Source organism: Mesorhizobium sp. WSM4904 (assembly GCF_029674545.1).
In the GTDB taxonomy this organism is placed as follows: domain Bacteria; phylum Pseudomonadota; class Alphaproteobacteria; order Rhizobiales; family Rhizobiaceae; genus Mesorhizobium.
Genome location: NZ_CP121354.1, coordinates 2530947 through 2556686, shown reverse-complemented (window position 1 = coordinate 2556686; position 25740 = coordinate 2530947). Strand labels below are relative to the sequence as shown.

19 protein-coding genes are annotated in these 25740 nt (G+C 64.5%); 1 reads left to right on the top strand and 18 read right to left on the bottom strand.

The annotated features are described in order from the left end of the window. Nucleotides 1–106 precede the first annotated feature (106 nt). The 10 genes from QAZ47_RS12185 to QAZ47_RS12140 all read right to left on the bottom strand — a co-directional run bounded on the left by QAZ47_RS12185 (nt 107) and on the right by QAZ47_RS12140 (nt 13638). Entirely contained in the window at nt 107–1381 is a 1275-nt protein-coding gene (locus QAZ47_RS12185) for an RNA polymerase sigma factor (protein WP_278233400.1), read from the bottom strand. Then, on the bottom strand, nt 1378–1752 hold the full coding sequence (locus QAZ47_RS12180; RefSeq protein WP_059184386.1) for a YciI family protein: 375 nt from the start codon (nt 1750–1752) through the stop codon (nt 1378–1380). The genes QAZ47_RS12185 and QAZ47_RS12180 overlap by 4 nt, the downstream gene beginning before the upstream one ends. Before the next feature lie 112 nt (nt 1753–1864). Further along, the gene (locus QAZ47_RS12175) at nt 1865–2956 is read right to left on the bottom strand and encodes a DNA topoisomerase IB (protein WP_278206978.1); all 1092 of its coding nucleotides are present in this window, start codon (nt 2954–2956) and stop codon (nt 1865–1867) included. Nucleotides 2957–3042: 86 nt separating this feature from the next. Then, nucleotides 3043–3786, bottom strand: a complete 744-nt coding sequence (locus QAZ47_RS12170; RefSeq protein ID WP_278206977.1) for a hypothetical protein — start codon at nt 3784–3786, stop codon at nt 3043–3045. Beyond that, a complete protein-coding gene (locus QAZ47_RS12165; protein WP_278206976.1) occupies nt 3783–4655 on the bottom strand; it encodes a glycosyltransferase family A protein in 873 nt (290 codons plus the stop codon). The genes QAZ47_RS12170 and QAZ47_RS12165 overlap by 4 nt, the downstream gene beginning before the upstream one ends. Then, nucleotides 4655–5590, bottom strand: a complete 936-nt coding sequence (locus tag QAZ47_RS12160) for a glycosyltransferase family 2 protein (protein ID WP_278233399.1) — start codon at nt 5588–5590, stop codon at nt 4655–4657. Before QAZ47_RS12160 ends, QAZ47_RS12165 begins: the two co-directional genes overlap by 1 nt. 101 nt (nt 5591–5691) lie before the next feature. After that, nucleotides 5692–6567: a transglutaminase family protein gene (locus QAZ47_RS12155; RefSeq protein WP_278206974.1), complete on the bottom strand. Its 876-nt coding sequence runs from the start codon at nt 6565–6567 to the stop codon at nt 5692–5694. 6 nt (nt 6568–6573) lie between these two features. Continuing rightward, nucleotides 6574–8985, bottom strand: a complete 2412-nt coding sequence (locus tag QAZ47_RS12150) for a circularly permuted type 2 ATP-grasp protein (RefSeq protein WP_278233398.1) — start codon at nt 8983–8985, stop codon at nt 6574–6576. A gap of 6 nt (nt 8986–8991) precedes the next feature. After that, the gene (locus tag QAZ47_RS12145) at nt 8992–12342 is read right to left on the bottom strand and encodes a transglutaminase family protein (protein ID WP_278233397.1); all 3351 of its coding nucleotides are present in this window, start codon (nt 12340–12342) and stop codon (nt 8992–8994) included. A gap of 105 nt (nt 12343–12447) precedes the next feature. Further along, nucleotides 12448–13638, bottom strand: a complete 1191-nt coding sequence (locus tag QAZ47_RS12140) for an acyl-CoA dehydrogenase (protein ID WP_278233396.1) — start codon at nt 13636–13638, stop codon at nt 12448–12450. Nucleotides 13639–13743: 105 nt separating this feature from the next. On the opposite strand from QAZ47_RS12140, the gene QAZ47_RS12135 reads away from it, so the two are divergent. Next, nucleotides 13744–14655, top strand: coding sequence for a LysR family transcriptional regulator (locus tag QAZ47_RS12135; protein WP_278233395.1), 912 nt, complete (start codon nt 13744–13746; stop codon nt 14653–14655). Here QAZ47_RS12135 and QAZ47_RS12130 read toward each other — a convergent pair whose 3' ends face one another. From QAZ47_RS12130 to QAZ47_RS12095, 8 genes are all read right to left on the bottom strand, one after another. Then, nucleotides 14656–16974: a Tex family protein gene (locus QAZ47_RS12130; RefSeq protein ID WP_278233394.1), complete on the bottom strand. Its 2319-nt coding sequence runs from the start codon at nt 16972–16974 to the stop codon at nt 14656–14658. A gap of 383 nt (nt 16975–17357) precedes the next feature. Next, nucleotides 17358–18536, bottom strand: a complete 1179-nt coding sequence (locus QAZ47_RS12125; protein ID WP_278233393.1) for a serine hydrolase — start codon at nt 18534–18536, stop codon at nt 17358–17360. Nucleotides 18537–18565: 29 nt separating this feature from the next. Beyond that, entirely contained in the window at nt 18566–19762 is a 1197-nt protein-coding gene (locus QAZ47_RS12120) for a serine hydrolase (RefSeq protein WP_278233392.1), read from the bottom strand. A gap of 65 nt (nt 19763–19827) precedes the next feature. Further along, complete coding sequence (locus QAZ47_RS12115; protein WP_278233391.1) at nt 19828–20862, bottom strand: extracellular solute-binding protein; 1035 nt, start codon at nt 20860–20862, stop codon at nt 19828–19830. 21 nt (nt 20863–20883) lie between these two features. Further along, a complete protein-coding gene (locus QAZ47_RS12110; RefSeq protein ID WP_278233390.1) occupies nt 20884–21681 on the bottom strand; it encodes an ABC transporter permease in 798 nt (265 codons plus the stop codon). Continuing rightward, nucleotides 21674–22594 (bottom strand): ABC transporter permease, encoded by a 921-nt coding sequence (locus tag QAZ47_RS12105; RefSeq protein ID WP_278233389.1) that lies wholly within the window; start codon nt 22592–22594, stop codon nt 21674–21676. Before QAZ47_RS12105 ends, QAZ47_RS12110 begins: the two co-directional genes overlap by 8 nt. Then, the gene (locus tag QAZ47_RS12100) at nt 22594–23688 is read right to left on the bottom strand and encodes an ABC transporter ATP-binding protein (RefSeq protein ID WP_278233388.1); all 1095 of its coding nucleotides are present in this window, start codon (nt 23686–23688) and stop codon (nt 22594–22596) included. The genes QAZ47_RS12105 and QAZ47_RS12100 overlap by 1 nt, the downstream gene beginning before the upstream one ends. 145 nt (nt 23689–23833) lie before the next feature. Further along, the gene (locus tag QAZ47_RS12095) at nt 23834–25507 is read right to left on the bottom strand and encodes an amidohydrolase (protein ID WP_278233387.1); all 1674 of its coding nucleotides are present in this window, start codon (nt 25505–25507) and stop codon (nt 23834–23836) included. Nucleotides 25508–25740: the final 233 nt, after the last annotated feature.

The following is a 25740-nucleotide window of genomic DNA, read 5'->3' as shown; positions in this document are numbered from 1 at the left end:
TCCGGGCGCCTTTGATGCGTGGCATTACTCGTTTCAGGGAAAAACCGCCACCCCGGCATGGTCCAAGCCCGGCGCGCAAAATTGGGCCAGCCGGCGAATCGGCGGATCAGTGCGCTTTTTTGGCGGAGGTCCGCTGGCCGCTTTCCTTGATCAGCCGGTCGATATGCATGCGGATATGAGCGGCCTCGGCGGCGGTGTTGGCTAGCGCGATGGCGCGGTCGAAGGCGACGCGCGCCTCCTCGTCCCGGCCAAGCTGCATCAACAGGCCACCCCTCAGGCCGAAGAAGTGGAAATAGCCGGACAGCCGGTCTTCCAGCGGCTCGATCATGGCGAGCGCGGCCTCCGGCCCGCGCACCTTGCTTACCGCAACGGCGCGGTTGAGCGTCACCACCGGCGACGGCTGCATCTGCTCGAGCAGGCCGTAAAGCAGGTCGATCTCTGTCCAGTCCGTGTCCTCGGGCGTTGCCGCACGCGCATGCAGCGCCGCGATCGCCGCCTGCACCTGGTAGGGACCGGGCTTGCGGTGGCGGAGCGCCTTGTCGACCAGGGCCAGGCCCTCGTCGATCATCTTGCGGCTCCAGAGCGACCGGTCCTGGTCCTCGAGCAGCACGATCTCGCCATTCTCGTCGAAACGCGCCGGCGCGCGCGCATGCTGCAGCAAAAGCAGCGCGGTCAGCCCCATGATCTCCGGTTCCTGCTGAAACAGCCTGAGCAGCAGCCGGGCGAGCCGGATCGCTTCCTCGCAAAGCGGCGCGCGGGCCGGCGCCTCGCCGCCATTGGTCGAATAGCCCTCGTTGAAGATGAGATAGACCATGGCCGCAACCGCCGCGAGGCGCTCGGAGCGCTCGACCGCGCCGGGCGTCTCGAACGGCACGCCGGCGTCCGCAATGCGCGCCTTGGCGCGGGTGATACGCTGCTCCATGGCGCTCTCTCCGACGAGAAAGGCGCGCGCGATCTGCTTGACGGTCAGGCCGGAGACGATGCGCAGCGCGACCGCGATCTGCTGCGTCGCCGGCAGGTCGGGATGGCAGCAGATGAACAGGAGCCGCAGGATATCGTCGCGATAATGCGCGCCGTCCAGCCGCTCGGCCATATCGCCTTCGGCATCCTCGAGATCGGAAATCTGGTCCTCTTCCGGCATCGGCGCCTGCTTGGCGCGCTTGCGCACGGCGTCGATGCCGCTGTTGCGGCCAACGAAGATCAGCCAGGCCGCCGGATCGCGCGGCGGACCGTTCTTCGGCCAATTCTTCAATGCCCTCAGGCAAGCATCCTGGAAAGCTTCTTCCGCGGCATCGAGGTCGCGGAAATAGCGCAGCAGCGCGCCCATCGCCTGCGGACGGGCGGTGCTGATCGCATTGCTGATCCAGGCCAGGTCGGTCATGCGGGAACCTTGGTCGGATTGAAGACGGAGATCGGCCTGATCTCGTAGGAGCCGCCGCTCGGATTGACCTCGGAGAGCTCGCGGGCGAACTCGACAGCCTCATCCAAGTCTTGGCATTCGAGCGTGTAGAAGCCGAGGAACTGCTCCTTGGTCTCGGCGAAAGGCCCATCGAGCACCATCGATTCGCCCTTGACCTTGCGGAGAGTCGTCGCTGCGGTGGTCGGCAAGAGACGCGCCACCGGTCCCAGCCGGCCTGCCTTGGCGTATTTGTCCTGTACGTTGAGGAGCTTTGCCATCACCTCGTCGTCTTGTTCCTTGCTCCAGGAGCAGACGACGTCTTCGGAGGCGTAGCAGAGGATGGCATAGAGCATGGTCTGGTCCTTTCCGTATCAAAGGACGCGACAGTAGGACCCTTCCCGACACAACGTCGATAAAAATATTTGTAGGGCGATCACGGGCTTACCCTCGGCCGCCTACCGTTCGTCAGGCTCCGCGCGCCTCGAGCCATCTGAGCACCAGCGTCTCCTCCTCGTCGAGGCCCGGTATGAGACGCTTTCGCTTGTTGGCCTCGGTCATTTCGCTGAGCAGCGTGCCTTGCGCCCACGCCTCGAAGACGAGCGGGTGGATGTAGCACCGGCGGCAGACGGCTCGCGTGTTGCCGAGCCGTTCAGCAACCTTGTCGACGATGCCGTTCATCACCCGCTTTCGCTGGGTCATGCTTTCTGGGAGCTCCGCTTGCGCAAACAGCGCTACCGCATGAATGGTGCCACCCCAGGTGCGGAAATGCTTGGAGCTGAACTCCGGGCCGGACGCCTCGCGGAGGTAGCGGTTGACGTCCTCCGACCGCAACGGCCGCCGATCGCCGTCTTCGTCGAGATATTGGAACAATTTCTGGCCGGGCAGGTCCTGCGCGCCGCGCACGATCTTTGCTATGCGGCGATCGACCAGCTTCAGCTTCCATTCCTTGCCGGATTTGCCCTTGAAGGCGAAGCGCAGGCTGGAGCCGGTGATTTCGACATGGCGGTCGCGCAGAGTGGTTAGGCCGAAACTCTTGTTGTCGCGGGCATAGGCGGCATTGCCGATGCGGATCATGGTGTTGTCGAGCAGCCAAACGATCGCAGCGACTACACGTTCCAGCGGCAGCCCGTGCCGCCGCAGGTCGGCATCGATCCGGCGCCGGAGGTTAGGCAGCGCCTCGGCAAAAGCGACAAGACTGGAAAATTTGACGCCGTCCCGTTCCTCCGTCCATTGCGGGTGATAGCGGTACTGCTTGCGTCGGCGTTGATCCCGGCCGGTCGCCTGGATATGGCCGTTCGGATCGGGCGAGATCCACACATCGGTCCACGCCGGCGGGATGACGATCGCCTTGATGCGGTCAAGCGTCGGTGCGGTCACCGGTTTCCCGTTCGGGTCGACGTAACGAAATCCCTTACCTTTTCTCAATCGGCGAATGCCGGGATCGGCATCGCTGACATAGCTGAGCGACGCGCGCTCGGCCGAATTTTGCGCACCGTTCTCGCGGGCTTCGTCCGCGCTAGCCGAACGGCCGGGGGACGGGTGTGATCGCTGCAGCATGATGGCTCCACGGAACGTGTCCGTGGATAAGCCGCACAGCGGGCTGCTGGTTCCGTGCTTGTTTGTTGCTTCCTTGGGGACAGCCCTCAGCCCTGCCTGTTGGCCGACACATCCGCCATCCAGAGCCCGCCGTTGTCGGCATGGGCGGGAAAATAATTTCGCCCGGCCGGTATCGTCTCGAGAACCGCTCCGGTTTCGTCCGCCAGATAGTCGTAGCCGATCTCTTGCAACCGGCGATCGGGATCGAGACGGTTGTAGAGATCCCGACGCGCCGCGCGCCGTTTCGGCTCGATCATCTTCAAATGATAGAGGTTGAGACCGCTGTCCCTGAGCTTGAGACCGAGGTCCTCGGGGAACCAGGCGCCATGGAGATCCTTCGACCGGTACCGATCCGGATGGTAGGCGCCGAAAAGCCTGTGCTGCATCTTCCGGCCCCAGGTTCCGTCGATCCTGTAGCTTGTCGGCGTGTACATCTCCCGGCAGTGAAAACCCCAGACGATGCGTCTGGATCCGCCGGTCAGTTGGCCGATACGGCCGGCGACGGCATTTTCCATCCTTTCGGCGGGGTCCATTGCCAGAACCCAATCGGCGCCCGCCTCATGGGCTGCGGCGATAAGCGCGCGCCGTCTTCGCGGTTCGCTGCTGAAAATCTCATCCGTTGCCCTGTCGTCATAGGCGATCCAGCCATCGACGATAGGGTCGAGATTGGCAAGGAGGTCGGGCACCAGATGCGCGTCGTACCGATAGCTGAAGACGGCGATGATCCTTTGCCGCGACCAAAGCCATCGGCCGCGTCGCCGACGCGGCTGCTTCATCTCGACGGTGATCATTGGCGTCGGCCCGCCTTGTCGCCATATTTGGCGCCGGCGACGGCTCCGAGCGATTTGGCGAACAACGCCAGCCACACGATCGGCAGCGACATCATCGCGAAAGTCCTCTCCGTTCCGGACAGCCCCGCTCTCGCCAGCTTGGCGACGTTGCGTCGGTCGCGGAACACCTTGCGAAAGGGGCGCTGCGGTCTTTCGGCATCGACGGACCCGAGATAGGCGCCGTAGCGGCGTCCACGCCGATACTGGTCGGCCAGCATGTCGAGCAGGCGCGTCTCGTTGCGATGGATGGTGAGGATACGCGGTTCCCAGACCGGCCGCATCGCCTCAGGCAACCTGGCCATGAATTCGGTGTCTTCTCCCGACGCCAGTCGCTCATCGAACAATCCGTATTGATCGAACAGTCTACGGTCGAAGGAAACGCCGTAGCGCTGGGCCTTTTCGTCGGGGAGGCCAGGCAGGCGTCGCATGTAGGTAACGAGATGCGCCGCGCAAGCGACCAGGTTGCGCGGGTGGCTGTTGACGACGGCGCTCGCGACAGTCGCTGCGCCTTCCCGATGATGCCGCAGCCGGACTTCGGCCCATCGCGGGCAGGCCAGGCAATCATCCGCGAGAAAGGCGACGAAAGGAGCCTTCGTAGCCGCTATGCCGCTATTTCTCGCTGCGCCGGCGAACAGCCTCTGCTCGAATTCGATGACAGGCACAGCGAGCCCGGCGTCGGCCAGAAGCGCCTGGGCATTCCCCCCGCCGGAATTCACGACCACGACCTCGATCGGAATGTTCTGGGCAAGCAGAGACCTCACCGCCGCCACCAGCTCAGCTGGCGCCCGAAAACCGATGACCACAACTGCGAGCTCGGGCCCATCGGCCATCACGCACTTTGCAGCTGGATTTGATGGTCGGAGAAACGACGCCACGCCGCGATTTTCAGCCGATAGCGCATGCAGCGCCAGATATCGACGGAGACCTTGGGAGCGGCGTTGGCAATCGCCAGGAATTTTGCCGCCGTTTCGAGATCGCCCCGTGCGTAGTGGACACGGGCGATCTTGAGCGCGACAAGACCCTCCCGCGCCTTCAGCGATGATTTGGGGATGCCGCATTCGAGGAGTTCGCGCAGCGCCAGGCGCCATTCGAGGAAGCGTCGCTCAGGCTTGATGGTGAAGCGGTCGTCCGAGCGCCCCGACGATACGAAATAGACCATGATGGGCTGCGTCACGACCTCGAGCGATGCCTTGCTCATCACCCGCGCCCAGAACAAAGTGTCCTCATCATAGGCAAGCCCGGTCGGAAAGCGCGTATCGCCGACCGCGCGCCGCGAGACCAGCGCGCTGCCGACGGCGATCGACCGCACCCTGCCCGCCAGATAGGCGGATGCGTTGGCGAGCCCCGCGGCCGTATAGCCGCACGGCATTTTGAACTGCCGGTTCTGACCGTCGGTTCGTCGGCGGTAGGCGCCGACCACCATATCCGCACCTGGCTTTGTCCTGGTCTTGGACAGCAGCGCCCGCAATCCACCATCGAGATGCAAATCGTCCGCGTCGATCATGTAGATCCAGGGAAAGCGTGCCGCGGCCAGCGCAAGGTTGCGGGAGCCGCCCGCGTCCCGACAGCTCGACTGGATGATGCGGAGCGGCAAGGCCAGTCGCGAGGCTGCATCCGCGGCCACCGCCGCCGTGTTGTCCGTCGAGGAATCGTCGACCAGTATCACTTCGCCGATGACCTCGGCCTCCGGACGCAACGTTGCCAGCGTGTCGGCGACGGTCGCCGACGCGTTATGTGCTGGAATGATGACACTGACCGCAGTCAACAATTGAACTCCACGCCAGTGCCCGACCGGCGACACCCGGTCGGCAAGATAGCGGCCGGATCGTGATTTGAGAAGCAGCCCGCGCGACCGACGGCATGCCTTCAGGCAGCGACCGGGATGACGTCGACCGCTTGCTCGCCGACTTGGCCGCCGGTGGTTTTCAGGACGCCGACGATCGGCGCGACATCGGAATAGTCGCGGCCGTAACCGACGGTGATATGGTCGTTGCTCGCCCGCATGCCGTTGGTCGGATCGAATTCCTGCCAGCCGGCATCGCGGCCGCACCAGGCCTTCACCCAGGCATGCATGGCGTCGGCGCCTTCGAGCCTCGGCTTGCCCTTGGGCGGAATGGTGCGCAGGAAGCCGCTGACATAACCGGCGGGGATGCCAAGCCCACGCAGGCCGGCGATCATGATGTGGGAAAAATCCTGGCACACCCCGCGTTTCAGCGCGAAGGCGTCGCTGGCCCGCGTCTGCACGGTCGTCGCCTTGCCGTCATAGGTGAAATCACGGTGGATGCGATTGCAGAGATCGACGGCCGTGGCGACCGCCGAACCGGCAAGGCTCTCCCGCGCATAGGCGGTGATCGCCGTATCGATGCCGACATGATCGCTGGCGGCAAGGAAATGATGCGGCGCGTTGGGCGACAGCGAACGCACCGCGTCGAGTTCCGCCCTCAAGCCATGGATGTCGGGCGAGACATCGAGGCCGGGTTCCGGCCGCGAGACCGACACCCTTGCGCTCATCCTGACGTCGAGCTCCTCATGCGCGTCGCGAAAGGCAATCGCGGTGACGCTGTTGCCGAAGAAATCGGAAAAATCCGCCCGTTCGGCCGGATTGGGCTGAAAGGACAACGAGGCGGCGATCACTCGCTGCACGCCGGCGATCGTCTGCGGCAGCACGCGCACCTGATGCCGGCCGCCACCGGCTGCGGCCGCGTAGTCGTAATGCAGATGGAGTCTGATGTCATAAAGCATTGCCGCCTACCCGAAATAGGCCTTGGCGAGACTGCTGTAGAGATCGCCGATCTGGTTGGCGAGTTCGTCGAGCACCTTCGCGGTCATGTCCTGGGGCTCCATCACGGCGATCGCCGTGTTGAGCTGCAGGATCTCTTTCGCTGCGGCCGACATGTGCCCCTCGCCGCCGACCGAAGGCAGCATGCCGATTTCGGCCTTCAACCGCTCGAGCTGGAACAGGATGGAGCGCGGGTTGAGCGGATCGAGCGCCAGAAGGTCGATCACTGTTCGACGCCCGGCCTGCACCGGATATTGCCGGCGGTGCGTCATGACGCTGTCGCCGATCTCCAGCATCATGTCGAGCGAGCCTTCCGGCGCACCGTTTCTGGTCAGCCGCGCCAGCGTGCGGGCGATCTGGATGCCGCGCTCCAGCCGCCGGCCGATCTCCAGGAAGCGCCAGCCGGTGAAGCGGTACATGTTCTCGTGCAGCAGTCCCGAGAACCCGGCAAGCTTGCGCAGCATCACCGTCATCGCCCGCGTCGCGTCGTCGCCGGGCGCCACCCTGTCGGCAAATTTGTGGATCGTCTTCGACAGGTCCTTCAGCGCCAGCCAGCCGTCCGGCGAGAAGCGGTCGCGGATCTGGCCGGCGCTGTAGAAGGCGCTGTCCAAGGTGCTGATCAACCCTGGCGGGATCGCCGTTTCGACCTCGATGCCGAACGGTTCGAGATAGTCCCGGATGTCGGCGAGCAGCGGCATCTCGGGGTCGGACGTTTCGGCAAGTCGCACGTGATAGGCGCGAAGCACGCGCACCGTGTCTTCGGAGCGCTCTATGTAGCGGCCGAGCCAGGTCAGGTTCTCCGCCGCACGGCTTGGCAGGCTGCCGGGCATGGTGCGGGTGAAGCCGTCAGTCTCCTGCGGCAGCAGCGTCTCGCGCTCGACCGGCCTGTCGCTGACCACCCAGACATCCGCCGCCTGGCCGCCGCGCTGCATGGCGATCGCCGTCGGGTCGAGCGAGAAGCCGACGCGGGCAAAACCGCCGGGCATCACCGTCCAGCCGTCCGGCGTCCGCGCCAGATAGACGCGCAGGCTGGCGGGCCGTGGCTCCAGCCGGCCGCCGACGAAGACCGGCGTCGTCGAAAGCGTCACCGCTTCCTGGCCGACAAAGGCGTCGCCGTCGGCTTCGATCCGCGCGATCAGCTCCGTCCGCTCCCCGGCCGACAGCGCCGAGCCCAGCCGCGTTGCGCCGTCGTCCTCGAAGGCGAGCCGCGTCGACAGCGCAGGACCGATCACCATGCGGTCGACATTGGCCAGCACGTGGTCGCGTTCGGTCTGCTGCCCGCACCACCAGGTGGCGATGCTCGGCAGCTTGAGCTCCTCGCCATGCAATTCCCGCGCAATTCGCGGCAGGAAGGAAAGCAGCGCCCGCGTTTCCATCAGGCCTGAACCCAGCGCGTTGACGGCCGAGACGGTACCGCGCCGAACCGCCTCGACCAGCCCGGGCGTGCCGATCTGCGAGTCCGGCTTGAGCTCGAGCGGATCGGCGAAGGCCGCATCGAGCCGCCGCCACAGCACGCCGACCGGCATCAGGCCCGAAACGGTACGCACCACCAGCCGGCCGCCGGACACCGTCAGGTCCTCGCCTTCGAGCAGCATGATGCCGAGATAGCGCGCGATATAGGCGTGCTCGTAATATGTTTCGTTGAGCGGTCCCGGCGTCAGGATGGCGACGCGACCGCCGGATTCCTTCGCCATGCCGTTCAGCGCGTCGCGGAAGCGGCGGAAGAAGCCGGCGAGCCTGTGCACATGCAGCTCGCCATAGATGTCCGACAGCGCGCGCGTCGTCGCGACACGGTTCTCCAGCGCGAAACCCGCGCCTGACGGCGCCTGGTTGCGATCGCCCAGCACCCACCAGCGGCCATCCGGCCCGCGGCCGAGCTCGAAGGCGACCATATGCAGGAAATGACCGCTGGCCGGCCGGATGCCGACGACAGGGCGCAGGTATTCGGGGCTCGCCGCGATCAGCCCGGCCGGCAGGATGCCGGTCTCGATCAGCCGGCTCGGCCCGTAGATATCGGCCAGGATCGCTTCGAATAGGTCGGCGCGCTGGACGAGGCCGGCGCTGATCTCGGCCCATTCCTTTTCATCGATCAGCAGCGGGACATGCGCCAGCGGCCATTCGCGCTCGTTGGCGCCTGCCTTGTCGTAGACGCGGTAGTAGACCCCGGCATCGCGCAGATACTGGTCGGCGCGGGTAAAACGCTGTCCGAGCGTTTCAGCCCCCAGACCGTCCAGCGCCTCGATGAAGGACCGCCAGGCCGGGCGCGGATTGCCAGCCGCGTCGACCATCTCGTCGACGACGCCGTCGATCGCCCGATAGTGCTCCAGCAGGTTCTGCGCCCGCGGCCTTCCGCCCGCCCGTTTCTGATTCCCCTTGGCCATGGTCGATCAGAATCTCGCCGGCCGCCTCAGGTCAAGGGTCATCGGGAAGTCTTCAGAGCCTTCTTCGTCGCGCAGCACATAGCCGCCCGGCGTATGGCCGCGCGGCTCGAAGCGGGCAAGCCGCCGCGCCTCGGCCTCGTTGCCGTTGACGGGGAAGGTGTCGTAATTGCGACCGCCCGGATGCGCGACGTGATAGACGCAGCCGCCGACCGAGCGTCCCGACCAGCGGTCGTAGAGGTCGAAGACCAGCGGCGTGTTGACCGGCAGGGCGGGATGCAGGCCGGATGCCGGCTGCCAGGCCTTGAAGCGCACGCCCGCCACCGCGACCTCTCTGCTGTCGGTCACCTTCATCGGCACGATGCGGCCGTTGCAGACGATGGCGTGGCGCTCCGGGTTGAGGCCTTCGGTCCTCACCTGCAGCCGCTCGATCGAGGAATCGACGAAGCGGACCGTGCCGCCGATGGCGCCCTGCTCGCCCATCACGTGCCAGGGCTCCAGCGCCTGCCTGAGCTCCAGCTTGACGCCGGCATGCTGCACTTCGCCGCAGAACGGGAAGCGGAATTCGAGTTGGGCGGCGAACCATTCCGGGCGGAAGTCGAAGCCGTTGAGCTTCAGATCCTCGAGCACGTCCAGAAAATCCGCCCAGACATAATGCGGCAGCATGAAGCGGTCGTGCAGCGAAGTGCCCCAGCGCACGAAACGGCCGTCGAGCGGGTTCTTCCACGCGCGCGCGATGATGGCGCGGACAAGCAATTGCTGCGCCAGGCTCATGCGCGCATTGGGCGGCATCTCGAAACCGCGGAACTCGACTAGGCCGAGCCGGCCGGTCGGACCGTCCGGCGAGAACAATTTGTCGATGCAGATTTCCGAGCGATGCGTGTTGCCGGTCACGTCGGTCAAGAGGTTGCGGAACAGCCGGTCGACCAGCCACGGCAAGGGCGCCTCACCCTTGTCCGGGTGTGGCACCTGCGCCAGCGCGATCTCGAGCTCGTAGAGCGAATCGTGCCGCGCCTCGTCGATGCGCGGTGCCTGGCTGGTCGGGCCGATGAACAGTCCGGAGAACAGGTAGGAAAGCGAAGGATGCCGTTGCCACTGCAGCACCAGGCTCTTCAACAGGTCCGGCCGGCGCAGGAACGGGCTGTCATTGGGCGTCGCTCCGCCGACCACGACATGATTGCCGCCGCCGGTGCCGGTATGGCGGCCATCGATCATGAACTTGTCGGTGCCGAGCCGCGACTGCCTGGCCTCCTCGTAGATAGCGGTCGTCGTGGTGACGCATTCCTGCCAGTTGGCGGCCGGGTGGATGTTGACCTCGATGACGCCGGGATCGGGCGCGACGCGGATGACGTTGAGGCGCGGGTCGTGCGGCGGTGCGTAGCCCTCGATATGCACCGGCAGGCCGATGGCCTTGGCCGCGTTCTCGGCCGCCGCCACCAATTCGAGATAGTCTTCCAGCGCCTCGACCGGCGGCATGAACACGCTGAGCCGCCCGTCGCGCGGCTCGACGGTGAGCGCGGTGCGCACCGCGCCGCCGATTTCGGTCAGCTGCTGCTCGACGCGGTCCTGCTGCGCGGTAGCCGCCGTGAACGAGGCCTCCGGCTGCTGCCGGGCGATGTCGTCCGCCCCACCTGCCGGAGCCTCCTGCAGAATGGCGTCCCGCACCGGCAACGCGCCGCGCGGCACCGACGGATCGACCGGCACGATGTAAGGAAATTGCGCCGGCGGCACGTAAGGCAGCGCCCCGAGCGGCAAGCGGTAGCCGACGGGAGAATCGCCCGGAACCAGGAACAGGCGGCCGCGGCGCGTCTTCCATTTCTCCGAACGCCAGCGTTGCCCGGCGGCCTGACTGTTCCAGCGCTGGACCGGCAGCACGTAGCCCGACGGCTTGGTTAAGCCGCGCTCGAAGACGCGCGCCATGCGGCTGCGCTCTTCCGGATCCTCCAGCTTCGAATTCGACGGATCGACATTGTCCGGCAGCTTGCCTTCCTTGAGCAGCCATTCGGCCGGATCTTCGTAAGCCTCGCTGACCATCGACTTTTCGATGCCGAGCTCGCCGGCGATCGCTTTGAGCAGGCTTTCGGCCTGCTCCGGCCCGACCTCGATATTGCCGTTCTCTCGCGCGATCAGCGACGGATCGCGCCACACCGGCTCGCCGTCGGCGCGCCAGTAGAGCGAGAAGGTCCAACGCGGCAGACTCTCGCCCGGATACCACTTGCCTTGGCCGTAGTGGAGAAAACCGCCCGGCGCGAAGCGTTCGCGCAGCCGGCGGATCAGCTGGTCCGCCTTGTCGCGCTTGGTCGGACCGACGGCGGCCGTGTTCCATTCGGCGGACTCGAAATCGTCGATCGACACGAAGGTCGGCTCACCGCCCATGGTGAGCCGCACGTCCTGCGCTTGCAGAACCGCATCGACCTTGTTGCCCAACGCATCGAGCGCTTCCCAGCTCTCGTCCGAGAACGGCTTGGTGATGCGCGGATGCTCGGCGATGCGATCGACCCGCATATCGAAGCTGAAATCGACATTGGCGAAGCTTGCCATGCCGGAGATCGGCGCGGCATTGCGGAAATGCGGCGTCGCCGCCAACGGCACATGGCTCTCGCCGGTAAGCAGGCCCGAGGTCGGGTCGAAGCCGATCCAGCCGGCGCCCGGAATGTACACTTCGCACCACGCGTGCAGGTCGGTGAAATCGACCGAGGTGCCCGGCGGCCCGTCGAGCGAGACGAGGTCGGGCTTCAACTGGATCAGGTAGCCGGAGACGAAGCGGGCGGCGATGCCGAGATTCCTGAGGATCTGCACCAGAAGCCAGCTCGAATCCCGGCACGAACCTTTGCCCGCGGCAAGCGTCTCTTCCGGCGAATAGACGCCCGTCTCCATGCGCACGATGTAGGCGATTTCGCGCTGCAGCCGTGCATTGAGGCCGACAAGGAAATTGACGGTGTTTGTCGGGCTGCGGTCGATGCTTTCCAGGAATTTCGACAGCAACGGCCCGGCCGGCTCCGGCGCCCGATAGATGGCGAGGTCTTGCCTGATTTCTTCCGGATACTCGAACGGAAAGTTCTCGGCCGATTCCTCGACGAAGAAGTCGAACGGATTGTAGACCGTCATGTCGGCGACGAGGTCGACCTCGATCTTCAGCTCCGTTACCGGCTCGGGAAAGACAAAACGGGCGAGGAAGTTGCCGTACGGGTCCTGCTGCAGGTTGACGAAGTGGTTCTTCGGCTCGACCTTCAGCGAGTGGCTGAGCACCTTGGTGCGCGAATGCGGCGCCGGCTGCAGTCTGATCACCTGGGGACCGAGCACCACCGGCCGGTCATATTTATAGTGGGTCAGGTGGTGGACGGCTGCCAGTATCGCCATGGTGCCCCGGAGTTCGGCGTTTCAATTCGCCGAATCTGACACAAGTCCTGGCCATTCTCCAAGCAGAGATGTTGCGCTGCACCTAATTTAAGCAGCGTTGCCGGCTTAGAAGAACGCTTGGATGCCCGTCTGCGCGCGTCCCAGGATCAGCGCGTGCACGTCATGCGTGCCTTCATAGGTGTTGACCGTCTCCAGGTTTTGCGCGTGGCGCATGACGTGATAGCCGATCTGGATGCCGTTGCCGCCATGCATGTCGCGTGCCTGGCGGGCGATGTCGAGGGCCTTGCCGCAATTGTTGCGCTTGACGATGGAGATCATCTCCGGCGCCATCTTGCCTTCGTCCATCAGCCGGCCGACGCGCAATGACCCCTGCAGGCCGAGCGCGATCTCGGTCTGCATGTCGGCGAGCTTCTTCTGGAAGAGCTGCGTGCCGGCGAGCGGCTTGCCGAACTGTTTTCTGTCGAGGCCGTATTGCCGCGCCCGGTGCCAGCAATCCTCCGCCGCGCCCATCGCGCCCCAGGAAATGCCGTAGCGCGCCCGGTTGAGGCAGCCGAACGGCCCCTTCAGGCCCGAGACGTTGGGCAGCAGCGCCTCCTCGCCGACCTCGACGCCTTCCATCACCACCTCGCCGGTGATCGACGCGCGGAGGCTGAGCTTGCCGCCGATCTTCGGCGCCGAAAGCCCCTTCAAGCCCTTTTCCAGCACGAAGCCGCGGATCTGGTTGTCATGTGCCGCCGACTTTGCCCAGACGACGAAGACGTCGGCGATCGGCGCGTTGGAAATCCACATTTTGGAGCCCGAAAGCTTGTAGCCATCCGCCGTCTTCTCGGCGCGCGTCTTCATGCCGCCCGGATCGGAGCCGGCATCCGGCTCGGTCAGGCCGAAGCAGCCGATCCATTCGCCGGAGGCAAGCTTCGGCAGGTACTTCTTGCGCTGCTCTTCCGAGCCGTAGGCATGGATCGGATACATGACCAGCGACGACTGCACGCTCATCATCGAGCGGTAGCCGGAATCGATGCGCTCGACCTCGCGCGCGACCAGCCCGTAGGTCACGTAGTTGGCGCCGAGCCCGCCATATTCCTCCGGAATGGTGATGCCGAGCAGCCCAGCCTCGCCCATCTCGCGAAAGATCGACGGATCGGTCTTCTCGTCGGCATAGGCTTCCTCGATCCGCGGCGCGAGCTTGTCGGCCGCGAACGCGGCCGCGCCGTCGCGCACCATGCGTTCGTCTTCCGAAAGCTGGTCCTCGATCAGGAAAGGATCGTTCCAGACGAAGGCGTTCTTCTCGGCGGCCATGGCCCGCTCTCCCGGCAATATTTTGAGGTGCCCGGCTTATCCGCCTCCACATGGAAAAAATCAAACGAAATTGCATCACGGATCAATGAGCGTTAGTAATAGATTATGAACGTCCAGCGCCGTCTGCTGCCGAACACCGCCGCGCTTGCCGCCTTCGAGGCGGTGGCGCGCCTCGGCTCCTTCACCGCCGCCGCCCGCGAGCTTGATCTGACCCAAGGTGCCGTCAGCCGGCAGATCGGTCTTCTCGAGGAACAGTTCGGCCGCCGGCTGTTCGAGCGCGACAGCCGCAACGTCAGGCTGTCGACGGCCGGCGAGATCTATGCCGAGGCGGTTCGTTCGGCGCTCGGCCTGTTGCGCGATGCCGCACTTGGATTGATGAGCAATCGGCATAGCGGCGTCCTCAACCTTGCCATCCTGCCAACCTTCGGCACGCGCTGGCTGATGCCGCTGATCCCGGATTTCGTCGCCCGCCACCCGGACATCACCATCAACTTCGCCACCCGTATCGGCCGCTTCGACTTCGCGCGCGAGCGCCTCGACGCCGCGATCCACCATGGCATGCCCGACTGGCCGGACGCCGATTGCACGCTTTTGATGCGCGAGACGGTGATGCCCGTCGTTTCGCCCGAATTCCTGGCCAGCCGCGAGATCGCCACGCCGGCCGATATCAGCCGCTTGCCGCTGCTGCACATGGCGACGCGCCCGGGCGCCTGGAGCGAATGGTTCGAAGCGCAGAGCCTCAGCGCACCGACCGGGCCAGGCATGCAGTTCGAGCAGTTCGGCACCGTCGCTCAAGCCTGCATGGCCGGGCTCGGCGTGGCGCTGCTGCCGGAGATCCTGATATCGGGCGAATTGCAGCGCGGACAGCTCGTGCCGGCGCCCGGCCTGCCGATGCAGAGCCGCAGCGCCTACTACCTCGTCGTGCCGCACGACAAGCGCGGCCACCCGCCGGTCGCCAGTTTCCGCGACTGGCTGCTGGGTCAAGTCGAGAAGGAACCGGCTGTTCTGGCGTGGTAGCTATTTGCGCTTCATCGCCTCCGCCAAAGCAGCACCGAAGGCGCCCTGGTGCGCCGTTCGTTCCTGTTGCCGATGCGGTGCCGACGAGCGCGGCGCCGGCTTGCCGCCCTGATCGCGCTGACCGCCGCGTGACGCGCCCTCGCCACCATCCTTGCGCATCGACAGCCCGATGCGCTTGCGCTTGATGTCGACATCGACGACCCGCACCTTGACGACGTCGCCCGCCTTCACCACCTCGTGCGCGTCCTTGACGAAGCGGTCGGCCAATTGCGAGACATGCACCAGCCCGTCCTGATGCACGCCGATGTCGACGAAGGCGCCGAAGGCCGCAACATTGGTGACCGTGCCTTCGAGCAGCATGCCGGGCTTCAAATCCTTGATGTCGTCGACGCCTTCGGCAAAGGTCGCCGTCTTGAAGCCGGGGCGTGGATCGCGTCCAGGCTTTTCCAATTCCGCAATGATGTCGCGCACCGTCGGCAGGCCGAAGCGCTTGTCGACGAAGACGCACGGGTCGAGCGCCTTCAGCGCGGCGCTGTCGCCCATCAGTGAGCGCACATCGCGGCCGCAGGCGGCGACGATCTTCTTCGCCACGCCATAGGCTTCCGGGTGAACCGAGGAAGCATCGAGCGGCTCGGTGCCGTTTGCAATGCGCAGGAAGCCGGCGCATTGCTCGAACGCGCGTGGTCCGAGGCGCGCCACGTTCAACAGATCGCGGCGCGTAGCGAAGGGACCACCGGCGTCACGATGCGCGACGATCGCTTCGGCAAGCGACGGTCCCAACCCCGAAACGCGCGCCAAAAGCGGAGCCGAGGCGGTGTTGAGATCGACGCCGACGGCGTTGACCGCATCTTCAACCACCGCTTCCAGCGAGCGGCCGAGCCGGTACTGGTCGACATCGTGCTGGTACTGGCCGACGCCGATCGACTTCGGTTCGATCTTGACCAGCTCGGCCAGCGGATCCTGCAGGCGTCTCGCGATCGACACTGCGCCGCGCAGCGACACGTCGAGGCCGGGGAATTCGGCTGCCGCCGTGGCAGAAGCGGAATAGACCGAGGCGCCCGCCTCGCTGACGATCACCTTGAGCGGTTTCGGTCCGGAAGCGGCGGGCAGGTCCGACAACATGTCGGCCACCAGCTTCTCGGTCTCGCGGCTGCCGGTGCCGTTGCCGATCGAGATCAGCTCCACCTTGTGCTGGCGGATGAGCGCGGCGAGTTCGGCTTGGGTGCCGCGCACATCGTTCCTCGGCGGAAACGGATAGACCGTCGTCGTCGCCACCAGCTTGCCGGTGCCATCGACCACCGCCACCTTGACGCCGGTGCGAATACCCGGATCGAGACCCATGGTTGGACGCGAGCCGGCGGGAGCGGCGAGCAGCAGGTCCTTCAGATTGCGGGCGAAGACATGGATCGCCTCTTCCTCGGCCCGTTCGCGCAGGTCGCGCATCAAATCGAGCGTCAGATGCAGCGACAGCTTTATCCGCCAGGTCCAGCCGGCCACCTCCATCAGCCATTTGTCGCCCGGCAGGCTGGCGCCGATCACATAGGCGTTGGCGATCATGCGCTCGACCGGCTTCACCGGCGAGGCGTCGTCGGCATCGACCTCGATGTCGAGCGACAGCACCTCTTCGTTGCGGCCGCGCAGCATGGCCAAGGCGCGGTGGCTGGGAACGCCCGCCCAACGCTCGACATGGTCGAAATAGTCCGAGAATTTGGCGCCGGCTTCCTGCTTGCCGTCGACGACCTTGGCACGCAGGAAGGCGCGTTCCTTCATATAGCCTCGCAGCTTGCCGACCAGGTCGGCATTCTCGGCGAACTGCTCCGACAGGATGTCGCGCGCCCCTTCGAGCGCCGCCTTGGCGTCCGGCACCTCTTCCGTGACGTAGGCGAGCGCGAGTTCTGTCGGCACCGCCGAACGGTCGGCAAGGATCGCCTCGGCGAGCGGCCCGAGCCCACGTTCCTTGGCGATCTCCGCCTTGGTGCGGCGCTTGGGTTTATAGGGCAGGTAGATGTCCTCCAGTTCGGCTTTGGTCGTCGCCGCCGTGATCTTGGCCTCGAGCTCCTCGGTCAGCTTGCCCTGCTCGCGGATCGAGCCGAGGATCGTCTCGCGGCGCGCATCGAGCTCGCGCAGATAGGCAAGCCGCTCGGAAAGATCGCGCAACTGCGTATCGTCGAGCCCGCCGGTGACCTCCTTGCGGTAGCGCGCCACGAACGGCACCGTAGCGCCTTCGTCGAGCAGCCCGATCGCCGCTGCCGCCTGCTCCGGCCGCGAGCCGATCTCGGCCGCGATGATTGCTGCGATGCGCTTGATATCCGATGCCATGCCGGTCCCTGTCGAAAAAGAGCGGTGACCATAGGCCGGGACACCCCGCCCGCCAACCGCGCTGTTCTCAGCCGGCGGAAAGGTCCACAGGAAAGCGCGTTGCCGTGACTGCGCTAAACCAGGTCTCTCGACTACTGCGCGGAACGATTACTGCCGAAGGCTGGCGCTGCCCCTCACCTGCCTGCCGGCATCCTCTCCCCGTATAGTGACGGGGAGAGGGTCGCTCCCATCGCCGGCTTCGCCAATCGGCAGCGTTGGAAAATAAGCACAGAGGTAGCGGCCAGCTCACCTTCTCCCCGTCACTATACGGGGAGAAGGTGCCGGCAGGCGGATGAGGGGCAGCGCCGACATCGACAATCGGCCGACATCAGCGATCACGCCCCTCAGACCATGCCGCTCAGCGCCTCGAAAAACGCAACGATATCGAGGTCGAGCTTGTCGTCCACCGGCTCCGGCTGCGACGACATCTTGGCGACCACCACCTCGTCCCGGGGGTTGACGTAGATCCATTGGCCGTGGATGCCGATGCCGCAGAAGGCGCCGCTTGCCGTGCCCGCCTGGTACCACTTGTTGCGATAGCGGCCTTCGGGGAAAAGGAACGCCATCGTGCCACGCCGCCACGCCTCATAGCTGCCGCCGGCGGCAACCGTATCGCGTACCCAGGCCTCCGGCACGATGCGGCGGCCATTGGCCACCCCGCCCTGCCGCATCATCTCGCCGATCAGGGCAAGATCGCGCGGCGTCATCGACATGCCGCCGGCGGTGCGCGCCGTGCCTTCCATGTCGACCGTCACCGACATTTCGCTAGCAGCACCAAGCGGCAGCCATAGTTTTTCGCCGAGCAGGTCGCTGACGCGCTTGCCGGATGCCCGCTCCACCAGGATGCCGAGCATATCTGAATTGGGCGAGCGGTAGCGGTAGGTCTGGCCATGCGGCTCGGCCAGACGCTGTAGCGTCAACAGGAAGGTCGCGAGACTTTCAGCTCCACCGCCGGGATTCCACAGCGTCGCGCGGCGATAGCGGGCAAAGGCGCTTTCCGGATCGAGATAGGCCTCCTCGAAATCCAGGCTGACCGTCATGTCGAGCACGTTGCGCACGCTGGCATCGCCATAGGCCGACCCCTTGGCCCCGGGGATGTACCGCGTTACCGGCGCTTCAGGATCGAATACCCCCTCGCCTTCCAGAATGCCGGCCAGAATGGCGGTCACCGACTTGCTGATCGAGAAGATGATGTGCCGCGCTCCGAACGCCATCTGCGGTGCCGACCAGTCGCCGACCAGCTTGCCGCCTTTCATGATCGCCAGCCCGTCGGTGTCGGAGCGTTTGAGGAAAGCCTCGACGGTTTCGGGCCCGCCGGCAAGCGAGACCTTTTCTTCGAGCAGCGCACCGAGAGGCTTCGCCTGCGCCTCTCCGCCGGGCGCCGCGGCAACATGCACCGACGGGACAAGCTCGCCGACGTTCTGGAACGACCATTGGCTGAACGGCCTCAGCCGCCAGTTGTCGAGCCGCACATCCTTGCGGGCAAAGCCGTATTTGGTCTCGAACGCAGTCTTGCCGGTCACGATTGTCTCCGGTGTTTTATCGCAGATTTTCAGGCGAGCGCCGCCGCGATGGCGTGCACCGCCTTCAGCGTCGCCACCGAATAGGCGGCGTTGACGAAATCCGGATAGGTCGAGAGCTTCACCACGACCATCCTGTGCTCCCAGCCGATATGGATCATCTGTCCGAACACGCCCTTGCACATCAGCGCGCGCGAGCGCGGATCCTCAATCCAGAACTGGTTGCGATAGCTGCCGTCCGGCAGGCTGGGGCTGAAATCCGGTCCGTGCCTGCCGGTGCGCGTCGCCTCGATCCAGTCGGGCGGGATCACCCCGCCGCCATTGTCGAGGATCAGCTGGCCGAAGCGGCCGTAGTCGCGCAGCGTGGCGTTGAAGCCGCCCTCGGCCAGCGCATAGCCGGCGCTGTCTACGGTGAAGCAGGCGCTCTCCTCGGCGCCGAGCTTCTGCCAGAGCTCTTCCGAGACCAGCTGCGCCAGGCGCTTGCCGGTCACTCGCTCCATGATGAAGGCCAGCACGTCGGTCTCGATCGAGCGGTATTCGAAAGCCTCGCCATGCGGCCTGACCTTGTCCTTCAGCCGCAGGATCAGTTCGAACATATGCGAAGGCCACTGGAAGTCGGGATCGCTGCCCGGCGGCACCGGTTTCCAGCCGCTGGCGACATCGACCTGGCCGATTTCGGAATAGCGATCGGTATACTCCTCGGAAAAGCGAACGCCCGTCGTCATGTCGAGCACTTGCTGCACGGTGGCGCCGGCCCAAGCGGTCGCGCCGAGCTCCGGAAGATAATCGGTCACCAGTTTGGCCGGGTCGATCAGGCCGCGTCCGACCAGGATGCCGAACACCGATCCGGTGACCGACTTCGCCATCGACTGCGACAGATGCAGCGTGCGCTCGTCCATGCCGTTGAAGTAACGCTCATAGGCTATCCTGCCGTCCTTGAGCACCAGGAAGCCGTCCGTGTAGGTCTCGTCGAGCAGGCCGGCGAGCGTCGTCGCGGCGCCCGCGCTGTCCATCACCGGCAGATCGTCGAGATCGACCTCGGCACGGTCGAGGCGATGGCGGTGGCCGTGGCCGCGCCAGACCTCGACGGTCGGCAGGACCTCGCGGATGTTCTGAAAGGCCCAGCGATTCCAAGGGCCTCTGTCCCAATCGAGCTTCGGAGGGATCAGCTTCGGCGGCGAGCCCTGCATGATCGGCGGCCGCGGATCGGAGTTGCGATAAGAGGTCATGATGAACTTCCCGACGAGATGGACACGACCCGGCGGCATGCGCCGCCGGGTCCGTCGGGACGCATTCACTTCTGCAGTTCGGTCCAGATCTTGGTGTAGAGTTCCTGCGTTTCCGGAGGGCACATCTTCTGGAATTCGCCATTCGCCTTCACGTCGGCCGGAATGATCACTTCCGGCGCATCCTTCATATCAGCCGGCATGTATTTGTCGGAACCGGCGATGCCGTTGGCATAGCGATGGAAGGCCGAGAGCCCGGCCGCATTTTCCGGATCCATGATGAAGTTCTGGAACAGCTTGGCGTTTTCGACATTCTTGGCTTCCTTCAAAACGACCACATTGTCGCTCCACAGGCCGAAGCCTTCCTTCGGATAGAAGTAGTGGATGGCCGGGTGGGCCAGGCGCTGGCGCAGCGCCGAGCCGTTCCAGTCGCTGGTCGCCTTGAAATCGCCGGCGCCCATCTTCTCGATGGTATTGTATTCCATGGCGATCCAGTTCGGCTTGGCCGCCACCAGGAGGTCACGCACCTTCTTCAGCACCGCCTTGTCGTCGGTGCATTGCTGGCCGCCGACATATTTGATCGCCGCGAAGATGACGTCATTCATTTCGGGAACGACGTTGACCTTGCCCTTCAGCTCGTCGGGCGTGTTGAACACGATCCCCCAGGTATCGGACGGGCCCTTGTAGACATCGGTGTTGACGACGACGCCGACCGTGCCCCAGGCCCACGGCACCGAATATTTGCGGCCGGGGTCGAATTCGGGATTGGCCCATTCCGGCGCGACGTTCTTGAAGTTTTCCATCTTGCCGGGATCGGTCTCGAGCAGCAGGCCCTCCTTGATCCAGATCGGAACAAAGGTCTGCGACGGCACCGCTATATCGAACCCGGTGCCCCCCTGGCGGACTTTGGCCAGCGCCGTGTCGTTGGAATCGTAGTCGGTGATGGTCACCTTGACGTTGTATTTCTGCTCGAACTTCTTGATCACGTCCGGGCTGGTGTAGTTGCCCCAATTGTAGATGTTCAGAACGCCGTCAGCGCGAGCGAGGCTTGTTGAGGCGAGCAACGTCAGCCCGATTGCGGTCGCTGTTGTCTTCCAGTTCATGCTTTGTCTCCCATTATCGGTTCAGTCTTGTTTCCTGCTGACGAAGAAAAACAACGTGACGATCGCGACCGAAAGCAGCAGGAAAGCGGTCGATATCGCGTTGATCTCGGGCGTTATGCCTCGGCGTATCTGGCCGAGCATGTAGGTGGGCAGGGTGTCCTGGCCGCCGGACTTGACGAACTCGGTGATGACGACGTCGTCGAGCGAGATGACAAAGGCCAGCATCAGCCCTGCCAGGATTCCGGGCCACAGCAGCGGCAGCGTTATGCGCCGAAAGACCTGCCAGGGCGTCGCATAAAGATCGGCCGCGGCGCGCTCCAGCGTCAGGTCCATATTTTCGAGTCGCGCCCGGATGGGCAGATAGGCGAAGGGAATGCAGAACGCCGTATGCGCAGCGATGAGATAACCGAGGCCGGAGTAGCCGGTGGATATCTTGATACGCGAGAAGAAGATCAGCAGCGCCACACCGGTAACGATCTCCGGCACCATTAGCGGCTGGTTGATCGCCGCATATTTGAAGGTCAGTCCACGATACGGCACCGTCCGTGTGGTCGCCAGCGCGGCCATCGTGGCAGCGATGGTTGCAAGCACGGCGGCTACAGAGCCGATCTGGAAGGATAGCAGGGTCGCATCGATGACCTGCGTATTCTGCCACGCCGACTGGAACCATTTCAGCGAGAAGCCGCCCCACTCGGAGGTCGATGTCGCAGCGTTGAACGCGTAGACGACCAGCACGACGATCGGCATGTAGAGAACGACGAAACAGGTCGTGGCGACGGCCGTGAAGCCGGGCTGGTGCTTGATGGAGAAATTAGCCATGGCGCACCTCCATCCGCCCGGCGTTTCGCACATAGGCCAGCAGCGCCACCATGACAATGATCATGACGGTGATCGATAGCGCCGAACCGAGCGGCCAGTTGCGGCCCTGCCCGAACTGCAGCTCGATCAGATTCGAAAGCATCATGTTCTTGCCGCCGCCGAGCACGCTGGGCGTCACATAGGCGCCGATCGCCGGAATGAAGACCAGGATCGAGCCGGCAATGACACCAGGCCTGACCAGCGGGAAGATGATGCGCCTCAGCACCTGGAAACGATTGGCATAAAGGTCGTAGCCCGCCTCGACCAGCCGGAAGTCGAGCTTCTCCATGCTGGCATAGATCGGCAGCACCATCAGCGGCAGGTAGACATAGGCCATGCCGATAAGGATCGCGGTATCGGTGAACAGGATCTGGATCGGGGCCGAGACGACTCCCAGCTTGATGAGGATAGTGTTGATGATGCCCTCGTTGCGGATGATCTGCAGCACCGCGAACGTGCGAATGAGCAGGTTGGTCCAGAACGGAATGGTGATGAGGAACAGCCAGATGTCGCGCGTTTTCTCGCTGCGTGTGGCCATGAAATAAGCGGTGGGGAATCCGAGCGCCAAAGTAGCGATCGTTGTCACCACTGCCAGCTTGATGGAGCGCCAGAAGATGGTGACATGGGCGGCAGCGAGCGAAAGTGTGTCGTCGAAGATGTCACGCTCCATGACCACCGACACCCAGGCTTCCGGCGAGAATTGCCATTTCACGTCCCCGTAGGGGCCGGGCGTCAGCACCGAATAGACCAGCACGATCAGCAATGGCCCTGTGGCCGCGAGGAAGATGATGATCAGCGCCGGCGCCGAAAGCAGCCAGCGTGTGCGGATGTCACGCCGTTCCGCCTCTTTGGCGACTTGTTCCGCGGTTGCCATCAGTCCCTCAGCACTTGCGCGGCATCGTTGCCGATCACGATGCCGACCTTGTCGCCGCGTTCGAATCCACAGCCCGCGCTGCGCGTGTTCTGCTGGCGCACGGTAAACGCTTCGCCACTGTCCAGTTGGACATGGATATGCGTGTCGGTGCCGAAATAGACGATATTCTCGACCGTCCCTGACAGGTCGCCCTTACCGCTGGTCAGTTTCGCGTGCTCCGGCCGGACCACGACCGTGGCATTGCCCTTCGGCGCGAAACCCTCAGCCACGGTCGCGTCGATCGTCGCACCGGATTTCAGCGTCGCGCGAGCCTTGCCATTGCCCATGCTGTCTATGGCCGCGGTGAGGAAGTTGGTCTCGCCGATGAAGTCGGCGACGAAGCACTCCGCCGGCTTGTCGTAGATATCCCAGGGCGTGCCGACCTGCAGGATCTTGCCGGCCGACATCACCGCGATACGGTCGGACATGGTCAGCGCTTCTTCCTGGTCGTGCGTGACGAAGATGAAGGTGATGCCGGTCTCGTGCTGCAGGCGCTTCAATTCGATCTGCATTTCCTTGCGCAGCTTGTAGTCGAGCGCCGACAGCGGCTCGTCGAGCAAAAGCACCTTCGGCTGCGGCGCCAGCGCCCGGGCGAGCGCCACGCGCTGCTGCTGGCCGCCGGAAATCTGGCTGGTGCGGCGCGCCTTCAGCGCCTCCATCTTGACCAGCTTCAGCATCTGGGCGACGCGCGCCTCGATCTCGGCCTTCGGCTTGCCCAGCATCTCCAGCCCGAAGCCGATATTCTGCGCCACCGTCATGTGCGGGAACAGCGCATAGCTCTGGAAGACCGTGTTGACCGGGCGCTTGAAGGGCGGCAGCGGTGCGATGTCCTGGCCGTGCAGCAGGATTTCGCCGGCGCTTGGAAAATCGAAGCCGGCAATCAATCTCAGCAGCGTCGTCTTTCCACATCCGGACGGGCCGAGCAGCGTGAAGAATTCGTTCTCGCGGATCGACACCGAAACCGTGTCGAGAGCGGCTACCTGGTTTTCACCGGTTCCAAATACCTTGCGTACACCGCGAACTTCGATCGCTTTCTTATCCGGTTGTTCCGGCACGATTACCCCATTGAGAGAGCCTGCTCTTGGCGGCAGGTTTGTTCCTGTTTGATTGTCACCATAAGCCTGCCGGCTTGGCAACTGCGGAGCTGCTACTCGACTTTTTGACGCAATTCCCATGCCACAACCTCGGGTTTGGCCATGCTTAGGTTTGGTAAGTGACCTTTCCGCCGCAGATCGTGGTCACTGGCCGCACCGTGTGCAGCGCCTCCGGCGCCGTCGCCTCGATGTCAGCCGACAAAACCACGATATCGGCGAGATGTCCGGTCTTCAGCCTGCCCTTGCGATGTTCCATGAACTCGGCATAGGCGCCCTCGACGGTGTAGGCGGCAATCGACTCATACAGCGAGAAGCTCTGGTCAGGATCGGTCTCCGCCCAGGGCTTGCGCAGCACTGCCGCCTGAATGCCCAGGATCGGATCGATCGGCGATACCGGCCAGTCCGAGGCGAAGACGATGCGCGCGCCGGCGTTCTTCAGCGTCCGCCAGGCATAGCTTAGCGGCCAGCGGGGGGCGCCAATGCGCGACACCGTCGGCTCCAAAGGAAAGCCCATGGCGCCCGGCGGATGCGGCGGCTGCATCGAGGCGATGACGCCGAGCTTCTGGAAGCGCGGCACGTCGGCAGCGGTGATCACCTCGATGTGCTCGACCCGATGCCGGCTGTCGCGCCTGCCGTTGGCCTTCTCGGCCGCCTCATAACCATCGAGCACCGCGCGCACGGCGCCGTCGCCGATCGAATGCACCGCGATTTGCAGGCCGCGCTTGTCGATGGCGACCGCAAGGTCGATGAACTGCTGCGGCGTGAAAAGCGGCTCCCCTACCCAGTCCGGACGGTCGGCATAGGGCTCGATCATGACAGCCGTCCAGGAATCGAGCACGCCGTCATAGAACACCTTGACGATGCCCGACGACAGCCATTCGCCATCGTAGCGCTCGGCCATGACTGACGCCTTGTCGAGCATGTCGAGCGTCATGAAATTCTTGTAGTGGAACGGGACCTGCACGCGGCAAGCCAGGCCCTCCTCGGCCTTGATCTCGGCCAGCAGTTCGAGCTGGTAGAGGTTGCCATCCATGTTCTGGATGGAGGTGATGCCGTGGCGCGCGCACCAGGCAAGTCCGCGCCGCATGATATCGCGATCGGCGGCACGTTCTTCCGCTGACGGCGTCGGATCCGGCTCACCGCCGGTCGCCAGCCCCAGCCGTACACGGCTTTCGCCGGCAAGGTCGAGCACCGGGCCGAACGCTTCGCCCTCGCGCAATTCGCCGGTGGCCAGGCCGTCATCCCCCATGACGATTTCGTTGCCCGGGCCGAGCCGCCGCCCCTGCAAAATCCCCGCCATCTCCAAGGCCATGGTGTTGGCCCACATCGTGTGGTGGTCGGGAGCGGCCATGGCAAAAGGCCGGTCCGGCACAATCGCATCGAGATGGTGACGCGTCACCCGCTCGCTGCCGAGAACGGTGTAGTCGACACCCTGCCCGACCAGCATCTTGGCATCGGGACGCGTCTGCGCGTGATCGCGGATCGCGCTTTGCAGCGCTTCGAAGCCGTGGACGCCGGCGAGCTGCAAATGGGCAAGCTCGGCCGCACCTGAAAACAGATGCATGTGGGCTTCGATGAAACCAGGCAGGACGGAGCCGTCCTTGGCGTCGATGACCTTTGTTGCCGGTCCCTTGAGCTGTTCGACAGCGGCCCGGCTACCGATGGCGACGATGGTGCCGTCCTTGACGGCAACGGCCTCGGCGACGGGATTGTCCTCGTCCATGGTCAGCACATGGCCGTTGACGACCATGAGATCCGCACCACCACCCGCAACCGACATCGCGACTCCACATTTTGCTGCCGACAGCGCCAAGTCCAGCGACCTGCCGCTCCATCGGAGCGGCGCCATGGGACAAAAGCTGATGCCGGTGCGCGCCTTCGAAATTCCCCTTGTTATCGTTGAAGACAGCGTGGATAAAGAATGCGACTGTTTATTCGCGTTTGTCAACTGCCGGAATTTGGAATGTATAGTGGACAGCACCCCACGTCTGTGTTGAGGCCTGGCGGGGAACC